At 58.7% G+C, this 16,088-nt stretch carries 16 protein-coding genes and 1 riboswitch; of the genes, 11 read left to right on the top strand and 5 right to left on the bottom strand.

All coding sequences use genetic code 11. From position 1 onward, the window contains the following. Positions 1-88 precede the first annotated feature (88 nt). Together AB7E65_RS01240 and AB7E65_RS01235 are read right to left on the bottom strand one after the other, a co-directional pair. Positions 89-1,276 carry a glycosyltransferase family 4 protein gene (locus AB7E65_RS01240; protein WP_428745121.1) on the bottom strand — a complete coding sequence of 396 codons (1,188 nt, stop codon included), beginning with the start codon at positions 1,274-1,276 and terminating at the stop codon, positions 89-91. 338 nt (positions 1,277-1,614) lie between these two features. Further along, positions 1,615-1,821, bottom strand: a complete 207-nt coding sequence (locus AB7E65_RS01235; RefSeq protein WP_072285846.1) for a hypothetical protein — start codon at positions 1,819-1,821, stop codon at positions 1,615-1,617. Between the two features lie 209 nt (positions 1,822-2,030). Between AB7E65_RS01235 and AB7E65_RS01230 the strand changes: the two genes are divergently transcribed. The 7 genes from AB7E65_RS01230 to ribB all read left to right on the top strand — a co-directional run bounded on the left by AB7E65_RS01230 (position 2,031) and on the right by ribB (position 8,172). Then, on the top strand, positions 2,031-2,489 hold the full coding sequence (locus AB7E65_RS01230) for an ATP-dependent zinc protease family protein (RefSeq protein WP_072285847.1): 459 nt from the start codon (positions 2,031-2,033) through the stop codon (positions 2,487-2,489). Next, entirely contained in the window at positions 2,486-3,391 is a 906-nt protein-coding gene (gene rimK / locus AB7E65_RS01225; protein WP_072285848.1) for a 30S ribosomal protein S6--L-glutamate ligase, read from the top strand. Before AB7E65_RS01230 ends, rimK begins: the two co-directional genes overlap by 4 nt. 124 nt (positions 3,392-3,515) lie before the next feature. Further along, positions 3,516-3,848 (top strand): hypothetical protein, encoded by a 333-nt coding sequence (locus AB7E65_RS01220; RefSeq protein ID WP_072285849.1) that lies wholly within the window; start codon positions 3,516-3,518, stop codon positions 3,846-3,848. A gap of 83 nt (positions 3,849-3,931) precedes the next feature. Then, positions 3,932-4,348, top strand: coding sequence for a hypothetical protein (locus tag AB7E65_RS01215; protein ID WP_428745120.1), 417 nt, complete (start codon positions 3,932-3,934; stop codon positions 4,346-4,348). A 254-nt stretch (positions 4,349-4,602) separates the two neighbouring features. Further along, entirely contained in the window at positions 4,603-5,679 is a 1,077-nt protein-coding gene (locus AB7E65_RS01210) for a calcium/sodium antiporter (RefSeq protein WP_072285851.1), read from the top strand. 315 nt (positions 5,680-5,994) lie between these two features. Further along, entirely contained in the window at positions 5,995-7,143 is a 1,149-nt protein-coding gene (locus AB7E65_RS01205) for a YecA family protein (protein ID WP_428745119.1), read from the top strand. A 131-nt stretch (positions 7,144-7,274) separates the two neighbouring features. Beyond that, a riboswitch (FMN riboswitch) is annotated at positions 7,275-7,423 on the top strand. 95 nt (positions 7,424-7,518) lie between these two features. Beyond that, the gene (ribB, locus tag AB7E65_RS01200) at positions 7,519-8,172 is read left to right on the top strand and encodes a 3,4-dihydroxy-2-butanone-4-phosphate synthase (protein WP_072285853.1); all 654 of its coding nucleotides are present in this window, start codon (positions 7,519-7,521) and stop codon (positions 8,170-8,172) included. 236 nt (positions 8,173-8,408) lie between these two features. On the opposite strand, the gene AB7E65_RS01195 is transcribed toward ribB, so the two are convergent. Further along, on the bottom strand, positions 8,409-9,116 hold the full coding sequence (locus tag AB7E65_RS01195) for an Mpv17/PMP22 family protein (protein WP_072285854.1): 708 nt from the start codon (positions 9,114-9,116) through the stop codon (positions 8,409-8,411). Between the two features lie 313 nt (positions 9,117-9,429). Here AB7E65_RS01195 and AB7E65_RS01190 point away from each other — a divergent pair, with 313 nt between their 5' ends. From AB7E65_RS01190 to AB7E65_RS01175, 4 genes are read left to right on the top strand one after another with little or no spacing between them, the layout of a single operon-like run. Then, positions 9,430-9,666: a FeoA family protein gene (locus tag AB7E65_RS01190; RefSeq protein WP_072285855.1), complete on the top strand. Its 237-nt coding sequence runs from the start codon at positions 9,430-9,432 to the stop codon at positions 9,664-9,666. A 3-nt stretch (positions 9,667-9,669) separates the two neighbouring features. Further along, positions 9,670-11,832 carry a ferrous iron transport protein B gene (feoB, locus tag AB7E65_RS01185; RefSeq protein WP_428745118.1) on the top strand — a complete coding sequence of 721 codons (2,163 nt, stop codon included), beginning with the start codon at positions 9,670-9,672 and terminating at the stop codon, positions 11,830-11,832. Between the two features lie 6 nt (positions 11,833-11,838). Continuing rightward, on the top strand, positions 11,839-12,033 hold the full coding sequence (locus AB7E65_RS01180) for a FeoB-associated Cys-rich membrane protein (RefSeq protein ID WP_072285857.1): 195 nt from the start codon (positions 11,839-11,841) through the stop codon (positions 12,031-12,033). Continuing rightward, a complete protein-coding gene (locus AB7E65_RS01175) occupies positions 11,993-13,123 on the top strand; it encodes an LbtU family siderophore porin (RefSeq protein WP_428745117.1) in 1,131 nt (376 codons plus the stop codon). The genes AB7E65_RS01180 and AB7E65_RS01175 overlap by 41 nt, the downstream gene beginning before the upstream one ends. Positions 13,124-13,193: 70 nt before the next feature. Here the strand turns inward: AB7E65_RS01175 and AB7E65_RS01170 are convergent, their stop codons facing one another. After that, positions 13,194-15,194 (bottom strand): DUF4857 domain-containing protein, encoded by a 2,001-nt coding sequence (locus AB7E65_RS01170; RefSeq protein ID WP_428745116.1) that lies wholly within the window; start codon positions 15,192-15,194, stop codon positions 13,194-13,196. Positions 15,195-15,196: 2 nt separating this feature from the next. Next, positions 15,197-16,078, bottom strand: coding sequence for an ABC transporter ATP-binding protein (locus AB7E65_RS01165; RefSeq protein ID WP_320360876.1), 882 nt, complete (start codon positions 16,076-16,078; stop codon positions 15,197-15,199). Between the last annotated feature and the right edge of the window lie 10 nt (positions 16,079-16,088).

Genomic DNA, 16,088 nt, shown 5'->3' with positions numbered 1-16,088 from the left:
GCAGCGCTTCATGCCCCACAACACCACCGGTCCTGATTTCGATGATCGGTTGGTACAAAGATGTCAGACGAATGTCAGACGACGGTTTTCAATAATGTCGTTCAGGATCTCGGCCAGCATATCCGGGGCGAGTTTCTCCATGTTGGACAAAGGACATGACAACACGGTACTGATCACGAATTTGCTCCAGGATTTGTTGCCAGCTCTGTGTTTCGGCAAACTTGCGCGCCGCCCGGCCCATATGGGCCCGCTGCCGCGCCATGCCCGCCAGCTGTCCCATGGCCAGCGCCAGCGCCGCCGCGTTACGTTCTTCCACAATGAGACCGGTCTGACCGTGACGAATAATATCCCGCGGGCCGGCAACGTCGAAGCCGATGACCGGCAGCCCCGACGCCATAGCCTCCAGCATGACGTTGCCGAAGGTATCGGTAAGCGACGGGAAAACAAAGAAATCACCGGCGGCGTAGCAGCGCGCCAGGTCCTCGCCCTGGCGATATCCGGCAAATATCACATCCGGTTGCGCCCGCCTTTCGAGAAGAGACCGCAAGGGTCCATCCCCGACCAGCAGCAGACGGTCCGGGCCCCCGGGTGAGCGCTGCCGCCAGGCTTCCATGAGCAGCTCAAGATTTTTTTCCGCCGCCAGCCGTCCAACATATACCGCCACCACCTCCCGGGCACCGATTCCCAGTTCGCGGCGCACCGCTTCCTCGCGACGGGAAACGTCAAACATACGGGTATCCACCCCCCGGCCCCAGACCTTGACACGCTCGAAGCCGCGTTCCGCGAGCATGTCGCGAATCGTCGGGGTCGGGCACAGGGTTGTTGATGTGGCGTTGTGGAACCAGCGCAGATAACGCCATGCCAGCGGTTCCAGCCGCCCCAATCGATAAGAAACAAGATAGTTCGGAAAATTGGTGTGATAAGAACTCACCACCGGCAGGCCGAGCTGCCGGCAGGCCTTCAACGCCGCCAGACCCAGCGGCCCCTCCGTGGCCACATGCACCAGGTCCGGACCGAAACGGCGCAGCTGACGGCGCACCAGCGATGTCACCGCCAGGGGCAGACAGACCTCCCGGTAAAATGGCAGCCGCACACCGCGCCAGGCATGCCGCACCACGCCAGCGCTGTCCTCGACCCGGTCCCGATAGTGCGGCACCAGAAGCTGCAGGTGATCTCCGCATTGCAGACAGTGCTCAACCAGCCGCTCAAGGGTACGGGACACGCCGTTGATCTGCGGCATGTAGGTTTCGGAAACCAGGGTTAGCTTCAGCGGCATGGGTCCATCGCTCCTCCAATGTCGAAAGAAAAATCATTGCCGGTGGCGCCGGCCGGCCCGTCACGTCTCGTCCGTGAAAAGCCGCTGCAACCGGCGGGCAGCTTTGCGGACAATCCGGTAGTAGGCATAGCCCAGACCGCAAAAACCAGCCAGCATCAGCAAGCCGAAAAGAAATGCCATGGCGTTTACCTCCGCATCTGTCGAATGCCAACCTGCGTCTTATTCTTCCCCGAACATGTAAGGTGTTTGTTAGAATCGCATATGGATTCAGTGACTGGCGGCCTGCATGCGCTTCTGCAAAAAGACACATTGCCTTTGCAGGGAGCGCAGCCGCCATCTCAGACGCAGCCGACGGACAGCGCTTCAAGCGCTGCCTGGCAAAACGCCTCGGGGGAAGATGTCTCCGGCAGAAGTTGATACAGCTTGCGGAACTGCCTGATGCCAAACAGATGTTCCAGGGGAGTTATCAGCAGGGATTGCGCCATGCGACTGCCACGCATCGGCCAGGGAATGTCAAAGGGATTGTTTTCGTAGTTATGCTGCATCGGCCTCGCCTCCTTGTATCAGCAGTTCGGACAGGAGGCTATCGTGACGCCATTAGAAACGGATTACGCCGGGGTTATGTTTTCATGCCCGGTTCGATAAAATTCGCTTTGGCGCGATAATACATGTTGCAAATTGGGCCCGCTTGCTTCATATACAGGCTTTCCATCCCCGTGGTCGGGCCGTGCCCTTTCACCGCAGAGGCTTCACCATGAAATCATCCGTAGGCTGGCGCGAATGGCTGGCCCTGCCCGAACTGGGCGTACCCGCCATCAAGGCCAAGATCGATACCGGCGCACGCACGTCGTCGCTGCATGCCTGGTTTATCGAACCCTTTCGCCGAAACGGCGCGGAGCATGTCCGTTTCGGCCTGCACCCCCTGCAGCGCCGCACCGATATCGCCATGAATTGTGAAGCGCCGGTCAAGGACCGCCGGATAATCACCGACAGCGGCGGCCACCGGGAAATGCGCTATATCATCCAGACCGCCGTACGTTTCGGCGAAATGCAGTGGCCCATCGAAATCGCCCTTACCGATCGTACAACCATGCGGTTTCGCATGTTGCTGGGCCGCTCGGCCATGGCCGGCCAGCTGCTGGTCGACCCGGCGGCCTCCTATCTGCGGGGACGTCAATTGAGCCAAGCCTACGATCCGGGACACCACCCATGAAAATCGGCATCCTGTCGCGCGACCCCGAACTTTATTCCACCCGCAGATTGTACGAGGCCGCCATTATCCGCGGTCACCAGGCCAGGATCATCGATCCGCTGCGCTGCTATATGACCATCGCCTCGGAACGCCCGACCATCCATTACAAGGGCGACGAACTGTGCGGATTCGACGCCATTATTCCGCGCATAGGAGCCTCCATCACCTTTTACGGCACGGCAGTGGTGCGACAGTTCGAGATGATGAACGTCTACAGCGTCAACGAGTCGGTGGCCATAAGCCGCTCCCGCGACAAATTGCGCAGTCTGCAGCTGCTGTCCCGCGAGGGCATCGGGTTGCCGGTAACCGGTTTTGCCCATTCGACCCAATATACGCAGGATCTCATCGCCAGGGTCGGCGGCGCGCCGCTGGTGGTCAAACTGCTGGAAGGCACCCAGGGCATCGGTGTGGTACTGACCGAAACCCGCAAAGCCGCCGAGAGCGTCATCGAAGCCTTCAAGGGCCTCAAAGCGCAGATTCTGGTGCAGGAATTCATTCAGGAAGCCCACGGTGCGGACATCCGCTGCCTGGTGGTCGGCGGCAAAGTGGTCGCCGCCATGAAACGCCAGGGAGCCGAAGGTGAATTCCGCTCCAACATCCATCGCGGTGGCAAAGCCTCGACCGTGCGGCTCACCCCGGCGGAGCGTGTCACGGCAGTGAAGGCGGCGCGCATCATGGGACTGAACGTCGCCGGAGTCGATATCCTGCAATCGGATCGCGGTCCGATTGTCATGGAGGTCAATTCCTCACCGGGGCTGGAGGGCATTGAAACGATCACCGGCAAGGATGTCGCCGACGCGATTATCCACTTCATCGAAAAGCATACCCGCCCCGGCAAAACAAAAACGCGAGGCCGGGGATAGCATCCGCCGGCAGCCGGCAACAAATGCCAACAGAGTGAAAAAACTTCAAATTTCCTCCGATTAATGATAGGTAGAGGTATCGATCGTTTTTTGCAAACATGAACGGAAAGGAGAAATCGCTACCATGAAAAGCACGCTTTTGTTTTCTCTGGCAATGGTGTTTCTGACCATTCTCACGATTCCCGCCTCCGCTGGGAGCATGCCGGACTATCATTGTGGGGAACAGGCTTCGCGCTGTGAAAAAGCCTGCGACGAAATGGCCGAGCAATCCAAAAATGCCAACGCTTACCAGCGCTGTCTCGACCGCTGCCAGGAACAAAGCCAGCAGTGCGAGGAACGCCAGGCCAAAACCACCGCCTGTGCCGAAGTGTTCATGGACTGCATCAAGCAGGCCGCCGGCGACGACCAGGCCCTGGAAGGCTGCCGCGAAGGCTACCGGCAGTGCAAGGACAAATAAGCTCCGCTCGCAATGTGACAAACGGCAGGCCCCGCGACGGGGCCTGCCGTTTTGATATGCAGCCAGTACAAAGGAACTCAACGATGAAACGGATACTTACACTGGCCGGCGGACTGGGTCTGCTGGCAGCGGCAGCCTGCGGCGGTCCCCCCGGCCAGATGCCGGCTGATCAAATCGGGAAAATGGTCGTTGCGCGCCCGTCACAAAGCCAGAACCGGACCACCAGCAAGGATGACTGGACTTACGCGGTCAAAATCCGCAACCCCGGCACCCGCAGTGAAGGCCTTGAGGGGCGGCTCTATTACAAAGGACAGGAGATCATGATGCCCAGGGATCCGGGGGGATACTACGATACGCCCCTGGGCAGATTCTTCCACAGCGGCATCGAGCCCGGCTACGAACGCCTGCCCTGGGACAATACCGGCTGGATTTTGCAAACCGTTATCGCTCCGGGCAACGAAGGGTCGGTCCTGCCGTGGCCCGGGCAGGATCAGGAGTAATCTTGCCTCCGCATCGGCAAAACCGCGCTTCCGGTCCGGGCTCGGCGGTGCCAGCCCATTTTGCGGCGGTGTCCGGGCGGGTGTTACGGCGGCCGGGACAAGGGCAAAAAACCTGGCGGGCCTGTTCCCCCCGGCAATTAACGGCAGCGCCTTGAAAAAATTTACGGGTTGCATCATATTACCGTGGGCGTTCACCACCGCGCCATGGCTATCGGTGGCGCGGATTTTCATGCGATTCTTTCCCGGGGGAAATTATGCAGCTTTTGACATTCATCCTGCTTCTGGCAGGCTTCATTATTCTTATCGGCGGCGCCGAACTGCTGGTTCGCGGAGCGGCGCAGCTGGCCTCGGATATGGGCATCTCACCGCTGGTGGTCGGCCTCACCGTGGTTTCCTTCGGCACCAGCGCACCGGAACTGGCCGTCAGCGCGTTTTCGGCATGGAACGGTCAGGCCGGGCTGGCGCTCGGCAACGTGGTGGGCAGCAATATCTGCAATATCCTCCTGATCCTCGGTGTTTCGGCGTTGATCGCGCCCCTGGTGGTATCCCGTCAGGTGGTGCGGCTCGAAGTGCCTATCATGATCGGCGCGGCGCTGCTGTTTATGCTGCTGAGCCTCGATGGCAGCGTGAGCCGCGGGGAAGGGCTGCTGATGTTTGCCTGCGCCGCGGTTTATGTCACCTGGACGGTTCTGCGCAGCCGGCGCGAAAACAACGGCCAGGCGCCACAATGTGAACTGGACGGACGACCGCGGCCCAGACGTCTTCTGCAGATCGTTCAGATCGTCGCCGGCCTTGCGATGCTCGGGCTTGGATCCCGTTGGCTGGTCGGCGGCGCCGTCGATATAGCAACCTGGTTCGGCGTCAGCGATATGGTCATCGGTCTGACCGTGGTGGCGGTCGGGACCTCCCTTCCCGAGTTGGCCACCTCGGCCCTGGCCGCCCTGCGCGGTCAGCGGGATATTGCCGTGGGCAACGTGGTTGGCAGCAATATTTTCAATATTCTCGTGGTGCTGGGGCTGACCTCCGGGATTGCACCAGTGGCCATCGATATTCCCCGGCAGGCCATGATGGTCGACCTGCCGATCATGCTCGCGGCGAGCTTTGCCTGCCTGCCCATTTTCCTCACTGAACATCGCATCGCCCGCTGGGAAGGGGGGCTGTTCCTGGCCTATTTTATAGCCTATACCGCTTTCACCGTCCTCAACTCCATGCATCACCCCCGCATGGGGGCCTTCGTGCAGGCCATGGTTTTTTTCTTCATACCCCTTACCGCGATCACGCTTACACTGTCTCTCTGGCGCGGATTGCGCCATCACCGCAAAGCGCCCTGAGCTGACCATTCGTCGTTGATGCCTTATTTTCGCGGACGATTTCCCGATCCACGGGTTTTGCTTCCCGACATCGCATCCATCAGAGAAACTTCTGCGGTTTTTTTTGCAGTTTCGGGTGGACCTGTGATATCTAGAAGCTTTTTGTACTGGGAGTGAGCTTTATCCGGATTCGCATAATCCCGCCGTGCAGACAGGCGCCCCTGGCCGTGAGGCCCAATCGAAGACTGGATCGATCATGCGATAAAACCGTGATTCACCCCGATTCACCTTGCCCGGCGGAATACCACCCTCCGGAAAAGCCCATGGAGTAGCCCGATGAGCAAAATCAACCGGAATGCGCCCTGCCCCTGCGGCAGCGGCCTGAAATTCAAGAAATGCTGTCTCGTAAAAAACGACCTTGGCCAGACGCGCCCACCGGTGGAACCGTTGCGCAAAGCCGAAGAAGAATTGTTCCACATCCTGTTCCAGCAGGCCCAAAACCAATTGGGCCCCGAAGGAATTACGGAAGCCTGGCGAGTTTTTTGCCGAAGCCGGGAAGACCTCCCCGATCCGCAGTCCCAGCCTGAGGCCAATACCTGTTTCCTGTCCTGGTTGCTGCTGCATTGGCAAACGGGAGCCGGCGAGCAGCCGCTTGAAAGCCTGGCCGGCCGCTATCGCCGTCGCATGGGCCATCGACTCCCCATCATGCAGCGTCGATTTCTGGATGAAGCCTGCCGTCAACCCTTCAGCTTTTTCGTCGTCACCGACCTCAACCCCGGAATCTCCATAACCCTGCGCGACCTGTTCTGGCCGCGGGAACTGGAAGTGTTCGAGCAGAAAGCCTCCACATTGCTGTCCCGCGGCAATCTCCTGTACACCCAGGTACTGCCCATCGACAACGCGGCCATCCTGCTCGGCTGTGCGCCCTTTGCCATCCCCGACGCCTATCAGGTACGCCTTATCGAGGTACGCGACGCCATGCAAAAAAATCTCGGCGGTATCGATCGCAACACGCTCTTTGCCATGGCGGATCGGCTGAGGAACTGCTATTTCGAAATCCGCAGCGAAATGCAAAAGCTGGACGAAGAGCAGGAAAATAGCGCCGGGGATACCGTGGCCACAGCACAGCAGGAAACGCCTCCCGTGACTTCCGGGAACGGGGCGCGCTTGGCGTACCGGCTGGATTGCACTGTCCAGGAGGCCTTCGAAGCGCTGCGCACCCTGAGCTGGAAGCTGGGTGACGATGAGTTGCCCCCGGATACCGAGGTAAATGAACAGGGCCAGCCCCGTCGCATGGCTTTCCCCTGGCTGGAAAAAGGCAACCGCAAACCTTCCGATGCCGACAACCCCGAACTGGGGCGCATTTTCATCGAAGGCGACCGTCTGACCATCCAAATCGCGGACTCGGAGCAAAAAGACAGCATGCTGCGTAAACTCAGCCGCCGATTGGGCAAGCAGGCCACCCTTCTGGAAACAGTCGGGTGACAGAGAACAGGTGCGACTGTCCCGCCGGGAAAGACTGCAACTCGGGCCTTGCCGGCGGGACGCCATGCTGTATTCTGCTGGCGTAAAAAACCGTTGACACCTTCGGCGACCGGCGATATGTTGAGCGCGATAAAAATTCTCAGGGCGGGGTGAAAGTCCCCACCGGCGGTGATGTTGCCATGCGCAAACAAGCCCGCGAGCGCCTGTCCCCCAGGGAAGGCCAGCTGACCCGGTTGGAATCCGGGGCCGACGGTTACAGTCCGGACGGGAGAGAATGCATGCCTGCAGGCGCCTGCCGCCTCGACTCCCCGCGAACCACGCGCAACCCCATCACGCCTTGAGATGCAACCCTTCACCATTTCAAGGAGCGTCGTGATGTCCCTGTCTCTGCTCGACCGTTTCGGAACCCCAGTTGAACGCGTAAACAAAGCTGTAGAGCGCCTGCGCCAAGGTCGCGGCGTGCTGCTCGTGGACGATGAAAACCGCGAAAACGAAGGCGACCTGATCTTTCCCGCCGAAACCATCACGCCGATGCAAATGGCGATGCTGATCCGTGAGTGCAGCGGCATCGTCTGTTTGTGTCTGACCGATGAAAAACTCAAACAGCTTGAACTGCCGCAGATGGTCGGGAACAACACCAGCGCCAACCAGACCGCCTTCACCCTCTCCATCGAAGCGCGCCACGGCGTCACTACCGGAGTTTCGGCAGCCGACCGGGTCACCACCATCCGCACCGCCATCGCCGATGACTGCCGCCCCGACGATCTGGCTCGACCTGGCCATGTGTTCCCTCTGCGCGCCCGTCCCGGCGGCGTCCTGACCCGGCGCGGACATACCGAAGGAACCGTCGACCTGATGCGTCTGGCCGGCTACAAACCGGCGGGGGTGCTGTGTGAACTGACCAACGAAGATGGCAGCATGGCGCGCCTGTCCGAAATCATCACCTTTGCAGAACGTCACTACCTTAGCGTGGTCAGCATCGAGGATCTGGTGATGGCTATGGAACAAGGCATGGAAAAATCGGCCTGAAAAACCCCAAAGCGGAACCCGCCTGTTCAAAAGCACAGCTTTGCGGCGAGGGTTTGCCGCTGATTTTTTACGGCAATCCACGTGGCCCGACAACCGCGGGCGGGGTATGCTCAGTCCATCGACAGGCCGTCGATAAGAACGGTTGGCAAATCACAAACCAACACCTCCATTTTTGGCGCGTTGCCTCACCTCCTGAGCAACGCGTCTTTTTTATGCGCATCCCGGCCCCGGCCTTGTTACGCCGACGCCGCACGCTCTCCCCTGGCAAGACCGGCTACTGCCAGGATTGTACCCAAAACGACCCCGAGCAGGGCCGCGAACAATACCCGATGCACTTCCGGAAGCAGGAAAGTAACGGTATGGGCCGGGATCCAGAACAGCGGCAGCGTCTTCCGGAACACAAAGCCGTACATGACCTGCCAGTCGATCTGCTGCAGCATACGACTGAAATCGATAGGACGGAAAAAACCCCTCAAGGAACCGCCGGTCTGCTGGATATGCATGTCGGTTATCCGGTGCAGCGTCATGAACATCGGCGCAAAAATCAGGTTCATGCTGACACTGATGGCGAAAGCCGCCAGCAGCTTGGCGCCGCTGACTCCCTGCTTTAAAACATCCGCCGGCAATGCCGTGAAGAATCTGCTCACCACCGCCGGTGCGCCGACGGCAAACATCACAAAAACCAACTGGATTGCAATACCCAGACACCCCCAGACGAACGCCTTCGGCAGCACGCCGAAGCCCTTCCGGTAATAGACGCCCCGTGAAATCCGCAGCCCGATAACCTCGCCCAAAGTGGCAAGAACGGCGAACTTGACGAAGCTCATCAACAAGGGCCGGGAGCCGACTGCCGCCAGATACAGATCCAGCAGCTGGCGCGACACAACGAACGGGCCGAAAAACAGTCCCAGGCACAGAATAAACAACCAATCGTTTTTTTTCACGACATTCCTCCCGATAAAAAAGAGCCCGATTCAGAATGGCGAACGGCCTCCGCCTGTCCGCCCCGCCGCATACTACCCCAAACCGGCGACAAAAAAAACTCCGAAGGCATAACGACAGACATCAACGCTGCAACTTGACAGTGACGATGGCGTCGCAACAAATGAAAACGATTGTCAATTTTAAACTTGACATCGCAGAAACGGTCGTCTATTTTCCTGAAAATTGTTTTCAATTTCACAACAGGCGTTGCACATTTGAACGGGTGTTCGCGTGCCGCGGCATGCCGCAACATGCATCAGGGAGAGACAGCCAATGTTCAGACTCAGCATGCGGGAAATGAAGGAAAACCAGAGCGGAGTTATCACCGAGGTGCGGGCAAAAGGAGAGCTGGGAAAAAGGATCCGGGACATGGGGCTGGTTCCCGGCGCCGAGGTCAAGATCCAGGGACGGGCGCCCCTGTACGATCCGGTGGCCATCCGGATCATGGGATTTACCCTCACCCTGCGCAACAGTGAAGCCGATTACATTGACGTGACCGTGGAGGACTGAAAAATGAGCACAGGTATCACCATAGCCCTGGCGGGGAACCCCAATTCCGGAAAAACCACGCTTTTCAACGCCCTTACCGGTGCGCGCCAGCACGTTGGCAACTATCCGGGGGTCACGGTGGAGAGAAAAGAGGGGGCTTACGTTCTCAACGGACAGCGGTTCAACCTTATCGACCTGCCAGGCATGTATTCCCTGACCGCCTACTCCATGGAAGAAATGGTCGCCAGGGATTTTCTGATCCAGGAAAAACCGGCGGCCATTGCCAATATCGTCGACGCCAGCAATCTGGAGCGGAATCTCTACCTTACCGTGCAGTTCAGGGAACTGGGCATACCTGTGTGCATAGCCCTGAACATGGTCGATGCGGCCCGGAAACGCGGCATCGAAATTCATGGCGAAAAGCTGTCCAGGCTGATGGACATCCCCGTGGTTCCTACCGTGGCGCGCAGCGGACAGGGCAAAACCGAACTCATGCGCGCCGCGGCACAACTGATAGAAAACGGCAGCAAAACCGAACCACTGGCGCTGTCCTATGGCAAGGACATCGACCTTGCCCTGCAAGAAATGCAGGGGATCATTTGCGCCGTGCTGCCGGACCTGAACTGCCCGCCGCGCTGGCTGGCACTGAAGTTTTTGGAAAACGACGAACAGATCCAAACCTTTTGCCAGAAACAAAGCATCGATCTGTTCATCGCCCTGGAAGCCGTCCGCAAGCAGGTCGTCAAGCACATTGACGACACGCTGGCCACCTGTCCCGAAGCAGTGATTGCCGATCACCGTTACGGCTATATCAAATCACTGATCAGGCAGGGCGTGGTCAGCCACAATCAGGACCGCAATCGCCTGTTTCTCTCCGATCGCATCGACCAGGTTCTCACCAACCGCATCGCCGGCCCCTTGATCATGCTTGCAGTTATTATGGGCCTCTACAAATTCACCTTCACCTACAGCGAATGGCCCGTCGTCTGGCTGGAAGGCCTCTTCGGATGGCTGGGCGGCGTCGCCGAGGCCAACCTGGCCGACGGGCTTCTCAAATCACTGATTGTTTCGGGAATCATCGACGGCGTCGGCGGCGTGCTGGGGTTTGCCCCGATCATCATGTTCATGTTCTTCGGCATCGCGATTCTGGAAGATTCCGGCTATCTGGCGCGGGTCGCCTTCATGCTCGACCGGGTGTTTCGCAGCTTCGGCCTGCACGGTGCGTCGGTCATGCCCTTCATCGTCTCCGGCGGCATCGCCGGCGGCTGCGCGGTACCCGGCGTGCTGGCCACCCGCACCTTGAAATCGCCGCGAGAACGGCTGGCGACCCTGCTCACCGCTCCGTTCATGAACTGCGGCGCCAAACTGCCGGTCTTCGCTCTGCTGGTAGGGGCTTTTTTCGCCGAAAACGAAGCCAGGGTCATGCTTTTCATCACGATTACGGCCTGGATCGGCGCTCTGCTGGCCGCAAAGCTGCTGCGTTCCACCATCATCCGAGGCGAGTCGACCCCCTTCGTCATGGAATTGCCTCCCTACCGTCTGCCGACGTTCCGCGGGCTTCTGATCCACACCTGGGAACGCACCTGGCAATACATCAAAAAAGCCGGCACCGTGATTCTGGCCATCTCCATCCTGCTGTGGGCGCTTATGACCTTTCCCGGCCTGCCGGAGAACCGCGAGCAGAGCTTTGAAACGGAACGGGCCGCCGTCACCGCCCTCGCCCCGCGGGACATGGAAAAACAGCTGCAGGCCATCGACGCCCGCCAGGCCGAGGCCGCCCTGCGCCATTCCATCGCCGGTCGCATCGGCATCGCCATGGAAAACGTGACACGCCTGGCCGGATTCGACTGGCGAACCAACATCGCCCTGGTCGGCGGCTTTGCCGCCAAGGAAGTGGTGGTTTCCACTCTCGGCACCGCCTATTCCCTTGGAGCAGTCGACCCGGAAGAAACCGCCTCCCTGTCCCAGACCCTGGCAAGCTCGCCGGCCTGGAATCCGGCGGTCGCCCTGAGCCTGATCGTGTTTACCATCTTCTATGCCCCCTGCTTTGTCACGGTGGTGTGCATCGCCCGCGAAGCCGGCTCATGGAAATGGGGGGCCTTTTCCGTGATCTTCAACACCACCCTGGCCTTCATCCTGGCAACCCTGGTCTACCAGATCGGATCCTTAACCCTGTTTGGAGGATAACGGCCCATGGAAAAACTGCTGGTTGGCACGATTGTTCTGATAGCCGCTGTTTATGGCATCCGGCAACTGCTCCAAAAATTCAACACAGCCAACATGAATTGCTGCACAGGAAATTGCGGCACCTGCCATCAACCACTGACATCCGAAAAGGAGAAACACCGTGCATCGACAGAAGGCGAAACCCAACGCCATGATCGCTAAGGGCAAATCAGGTTCCATTTTTCTGATTCTGGGACTCGCATTAACTTTTCCGGCCTGGGTTCTGGCCGCCGAACCTGAAACCCGGAGTCTCGCCGACCGCGTCGCAACGCTGGAGGAATCGGCTGGCGGTCTGCACAGCTGGCTGGACCGCATCAGCATCGGCGGACTGATCGAAGTGGAAGCAGCCTATGTCAACGTCGATTCCGATGACCCCGACGCTGACGGCAACGAAAGCGACCTGACCCTGGCGACGGTGGAACTTGGCATCGATGTCGATTTCGTCAAACATGTCTCGGGCCACGTCCTGCTGTTGTGGGAAGAAGACGAAACCGAACCGTTGGACGTGGATGAAGCCTTCATCCGTCTCGACGGAGAAGACGTGGTGCCCATGTACCTGCAGGCCGGAAAAATGTATGTCCCCTTCGGCAACTTCGAAACCCACTTCATCAGCGACCCGCTTACGCTGGAGTTGGGTGAAACCCGCGAATCGGCGGTGGTCATCGGCTACGCCAGTGACTTGCTGGAGCTGTCCTTCGGCGTTTTTAACGGCGATGTCGACGAAACAGGCAAAGACAGCCATCTTGACAGCTTTGTCGCCAGCGCGGTCTACAACATGCCGCGGGAAGCCATTCCCGGACTGGCATTGAGTGCCGGGGTATCCTGGATTTCCAACCTGGCCGACAGCGATGTGCTGTCGGAGGAAATCGACCACAGCATCCGTCGAAAAATCAATGGCGTCGGAGCCTTTTTCAGCGCCACCTGGCAGGATCGCCTGACCCTGATCGCCGAATACGTCGGTGCATTGAAAAAGTTCAGAGCCGGTGAACTGGCCTTCGACGACGGGCAGTCCCTGGAGCCCAAAACCTGGAACACCGAACTCGGCTACGCGGTCACCGACAAGCTGACTGTCGCCGCCAGATACGAAGGCGGCGACGACCTCGGCGATCTGCTGCCGGACAACCAGTACGGAATCGCCGCCAGCTACGGGCTGTTCGAAAGCACCACCCTGTCCCTCGAATATCTGCACGGCGAATTTGAAAACCACGATAACCAAGACGTGCTTACCGCACAGCTCGCTTTCGAATTCTGACCCCTCCCCTGGGCTTTCGTCCCCCGGGGCCGGCTACAGACCAGCTCCGGGGAACGAGGGCTGCATGATATTACATTCCAAACCGGCGCCATTTGGGCGTTACGGGGAACTTTTCCAACCAGAGCACCACCAGAGCTACAAGTCCGAAAATCCCGACCAGGGCATATTCCCACCAACGTAAAGAGACCCGCTTCCAGTAGCGGAGCACCATCAGCAGCAAAACACACAGCAGATTGCCGATTGTCCCGAGACCGGCAAATCGGGTCGGCTCCAGGCGCAAATGGGCAAAGGTACGGGTGATGTCCTGCTGAACCAGCCGCAACGGGAACAGCACGGCGGCAACCTGTTCCCGTCGGCGCATGGATAAAATGTCCGACGCTTCCCGGGGTTGGTAATATTCCCGCCGGATACTGAAATCGGGCGTCATGGCCTGCCCCAAGCTGCCCCCGCAGGGATCCGTTACGTCCCCGCTGACCACGCACTTGCCAAGCAGATCGGCCCACAGACTGAAACGGGTCCGGTCGGCATCAAACCCGGAAATCGGGATAGCATGCAAAGACAGATCCTTTTGCATGACGCCAAAAACCTTGGCAGCGGTGATGATAAGACCAAGCAATTCGCTGCTACGGTGTTCCATCAGAATCATGCCCCGCACCACGCCTGTCGGCAGCACACCGCCCGCACGGCAGACCGGCGCCCCACGGGCCATTTTGAGCTGAAACAAACGGTTTTGCCCATCAAGCAGCAGATAACCTTCGTCGTAATCCTTGCGCGGGTCGGGATTGCCGGCCAAAGCCCGCACCGGGAAACTGAATCCTGCCCCGCGCAGGGCCGCCGTGAAGTGTGTGCTCTTGCCCCGATCGACACAACCGGTCCGGGGGTTGATAAACTCCAACGCGCTGCGGGCGGCGCTCAGGCGGAAGAAATCGCTCGGCAACTCCAGCCTGGCCCCCTCCGGTTCGCTTTCCAGCAGCAAGTGCAGCCTGGGTTCCGGCGCATTCCAGTCATGCGGATGAAGGGTCAGGTATCGCCAGCTGTTGCGGGCCTGTTCCGGAGTGAGGTGGATCCCCTGAATATTGTCGGGAAAAGCGTTCCATTTGAGCAGGCTGTCCGCATGCAGGATCGGCAGGGCATAAACCATCTGTCTACGGCTCAGCGGCGTGCCGTCCTCCAGCTCGATGCGGCTGTGCCCCGTGCCCGACGGACCGATCACCTTGTCGGGGAACTGTTTTACAACGACAAACTGTTCATGGACCGGACTGTAAAAAAGCTTGTGGCGCACCTGCCTGGGCGTGGCGAAACGCCAGTACAGATCGGGAAGCAGCGAACACAAAGACAGGATGATCAAGGTCAGACTGATGGCACGGGCAAGACGGTAGATTAATCTCTGGTCGGGGGCACTTGACAAGCGCAGACAGGCGAAAAAAGCCAGTGCGCTGAAAAACAGCAAGAAAACCGCATACAGGCCGGAAGCGTGCGCCTGCAGACCGTATCCCGCAAAAGGGGCCATCAACCCATGCATGGCGATACAGGCAAGCAAGACAAAACCGCGAAAAACCATGCTGTCGTTATAGAGAAGCGCCGCGCAACCCAGATAAACAATCAGGCTCAACAAACTCCACGGCAGCAAGGTCAGCAACACCGGCCCGATAATATCGGTCGGGATGTGAAAAAAGAACATGGTGCCGGCAAGCAGCATATGAGCAACCAGGTTGGCCGTCAGCATGATTATCATGCCACAAAGCAACGTCATGCCGACCAGTTTCTCCGGTGGCAAAGGCGTGTGAAAGAGCAGGCGCAACCGCTTGCCACGCACTTCCGGCCAGACCTGCATAAAGGCCAGCAGCACGCCGGCCACCAGCAGCACCCGGAAACTCCTGAAAAACAGGGGTTCCCGGGTCAACAGTGTGAAAACCAGACCGAAGCTTCCGTGCGCGCGATGCACGGCCTTGAGAATCAGAAAACTGTCTACAGTTGCATAGAACAACAGCAGTGGCAAAAGCCAGACTATGTATCGCAATTTGATGCGTTCCTTCAACAGCAAGGAATGCAAAGGTGAACGCCTGAGCATTTTCAGTACTTTCCGGTCAAACCGATAAAGGCATCTTCAAAGTTCATTGGCAACCGCCGCAGCGTCTCATGCGAAACACCGTGCGCATCCAGATAGCCGGCCAACTCTGCGCCGGTAATAAAGCCATGCACGAGGGTCCGCCCACCCACATGCTCCACGCGCACCAACACGTCACCCGCCTCGAGCCGCTCCGCGGATGGCGAGCGCTCGAAACTGAAGCACTGGAACTCCTCCATAAAGGCCTGCTTGCGGCCCGAAATGCAGACCCGGCCATGGTCGAGAATGATGAGATTGTCAATGATCGGGTCCAGTTCCTGAACGATGTGGGAGGTGATTAAAATGGTGGTTCCATATTTTTGCACATACTCTCCCAGATACTCGACGAACAGCCGCCGATAACCGACATCAAGCCCCATGCTGTAATCATCGAGGATCATCAGATCGGGGCGCTGCGCCACGATGAGCCCCAAAACCACTTGAGATCGCTGTCCACAGGACAAGCGGCCAAGCGTACGCTCATAAGGCACCTGGAGACGTCTGACCAGATCGAAAAAAAGTTCGCGCTCCCAGCGGGGATAAAAACCGGCGTAATAACGTTCCAGTTCGGCAATGGACATGAAGTCATACTGAATGAAGCGCTCGTGGAGAAGGCCAATGCGACTGCGAGTCGGAGGCGACAAGGCGTGACCGGGCTCACCAAGAACCCGGCAAAATCCAGCGGTGGGACGCAGAAATCCCATGATGATATTGATAATGGTGGTTTTTCCGGCGCCGTTTTTACCCAGAAGCCCAAACACGCCGCCCTTTTGCACACTAAAGGATATGTTGTGCAAAACATCCATTTCACCGTAGGTGTGACATAGTTGCTCGCATTCGATGATCACTCTTATTTTC

It is taken from the genome of Syntrophotalea sp., assembly GCF_050253115.1.
In the GTDB taxonomy this organism is placed as follows: domain Bacteria; phylum Desulfobacterota; class Desulfuromonadia; order Desulfuromonadales; family Syntrophotaleaceae; genus Syntrophotalea; species Syntrophotalea acetylenica.
The sequence above is the reverse complement of the archived record's forward strand: the minus strand, read 5'-3'. Positions and strand labels throughout refer to the sequence as shown.

What these genes read in the sequence shown, in the direction of transcription:
- AB7E65_RS01240 (WP_428745121.1), bottom strand. Translation starts at nt 1,276, where the DNA reads ATGCCGCTGAAGCTAACCCTGGTTTCCGAAACCTACATGCCGCAGATC.
- AB7E65_RS01235 (WP_072285846.1), bottom strand. Translation starts at nt 1,821, where the DNA reads ATGCAGCATAACTACGAAAACAATCCCTTTGACATTCCCTGGCCGATG.
- AB7E65_RS01230 (WP_072285847.1), top strand. Translation starts at nt 2,031, where the DNA reads ATGAAATCATCCGTAGGCTGGCGCGAATGGCTGGCCCTGCCCGAACTG.
- rimK (WP_072285848.1), top strand. Translation starts at nt 2,486, where the DNA reads ATGAAAATCGGCATCCTGTCGCGCGACCCCGAACTTTATTCCACCCGC.
- AB7E65_RS01220 (WP_072285849.1), top strand. Translation starts at nt 3,516, where the DNA reads ATGAAAAGCACGCTTTTGTTTTCTCTGGCAATGGTGTTTCTGACCATT.
- AB7E65_RS01215 (WP_428745120.1), top strand. Translation starts at nt 3,932, where the DNA reads ATGAAACGGATACTTACACTGGCCGGCGGACTGGGTCTGCTGGCAGCG.
- AB7E65_RS01210 (WP_072285851.1), top strand. Translation starts at nt 4,603, where the DNA reads ATGCAGCTTTTGACATTCATCCTGCTTCTGGCAGGCTTCATTATTCTT.
- AB7E65_RS01205 (WP_428745119.1), top strand. Translation starts at nt 5,995, where the DNA reads ATGAGCAAAATCAACCGGAATGCGCCCTGCCCCTGCGGCAGCGGCCTG.
- ribB (WP_072285853.1), top strand. Translation starts at nt 7,519, where the DNA reads ATGTCCCTGTCTCTGCTCGACCGTTTCGGAACCCCAGTTGAACGCGTA.
- AB7E65_RS01190 (WP_072285855.1), top strand. Translation starts at nt 9,430, where the DNA reads ATGTTCAGACTCAGCATGCGGGAAATGAAGGAAAACCAGAGCGGAGTT.
- feoB (WP_428745118.1), top strand. Translation starts at nt 9,670, where the DNA reads ATGAGCACAGGTATCACCATAGCCCTGGCGGGGAACCCCAATTCCGGA.
- AB7E65_RS01180 (WP_072285857.1), top strand. Translation starts at nt 11,839, where the DNA reads ATGGAAAAACTGCTGGTTGGCACGATTGTTCTGATAGCCGCTGTTTAT.
- AB7E65_RS01170 (WP_428745116.1), bottom strand. Translation starts at nt 15,194, where the DNA reads ATGCTCAGGCGTTCACCTTTGCATTCCTTGCTGTTGAAGGAACGCATC.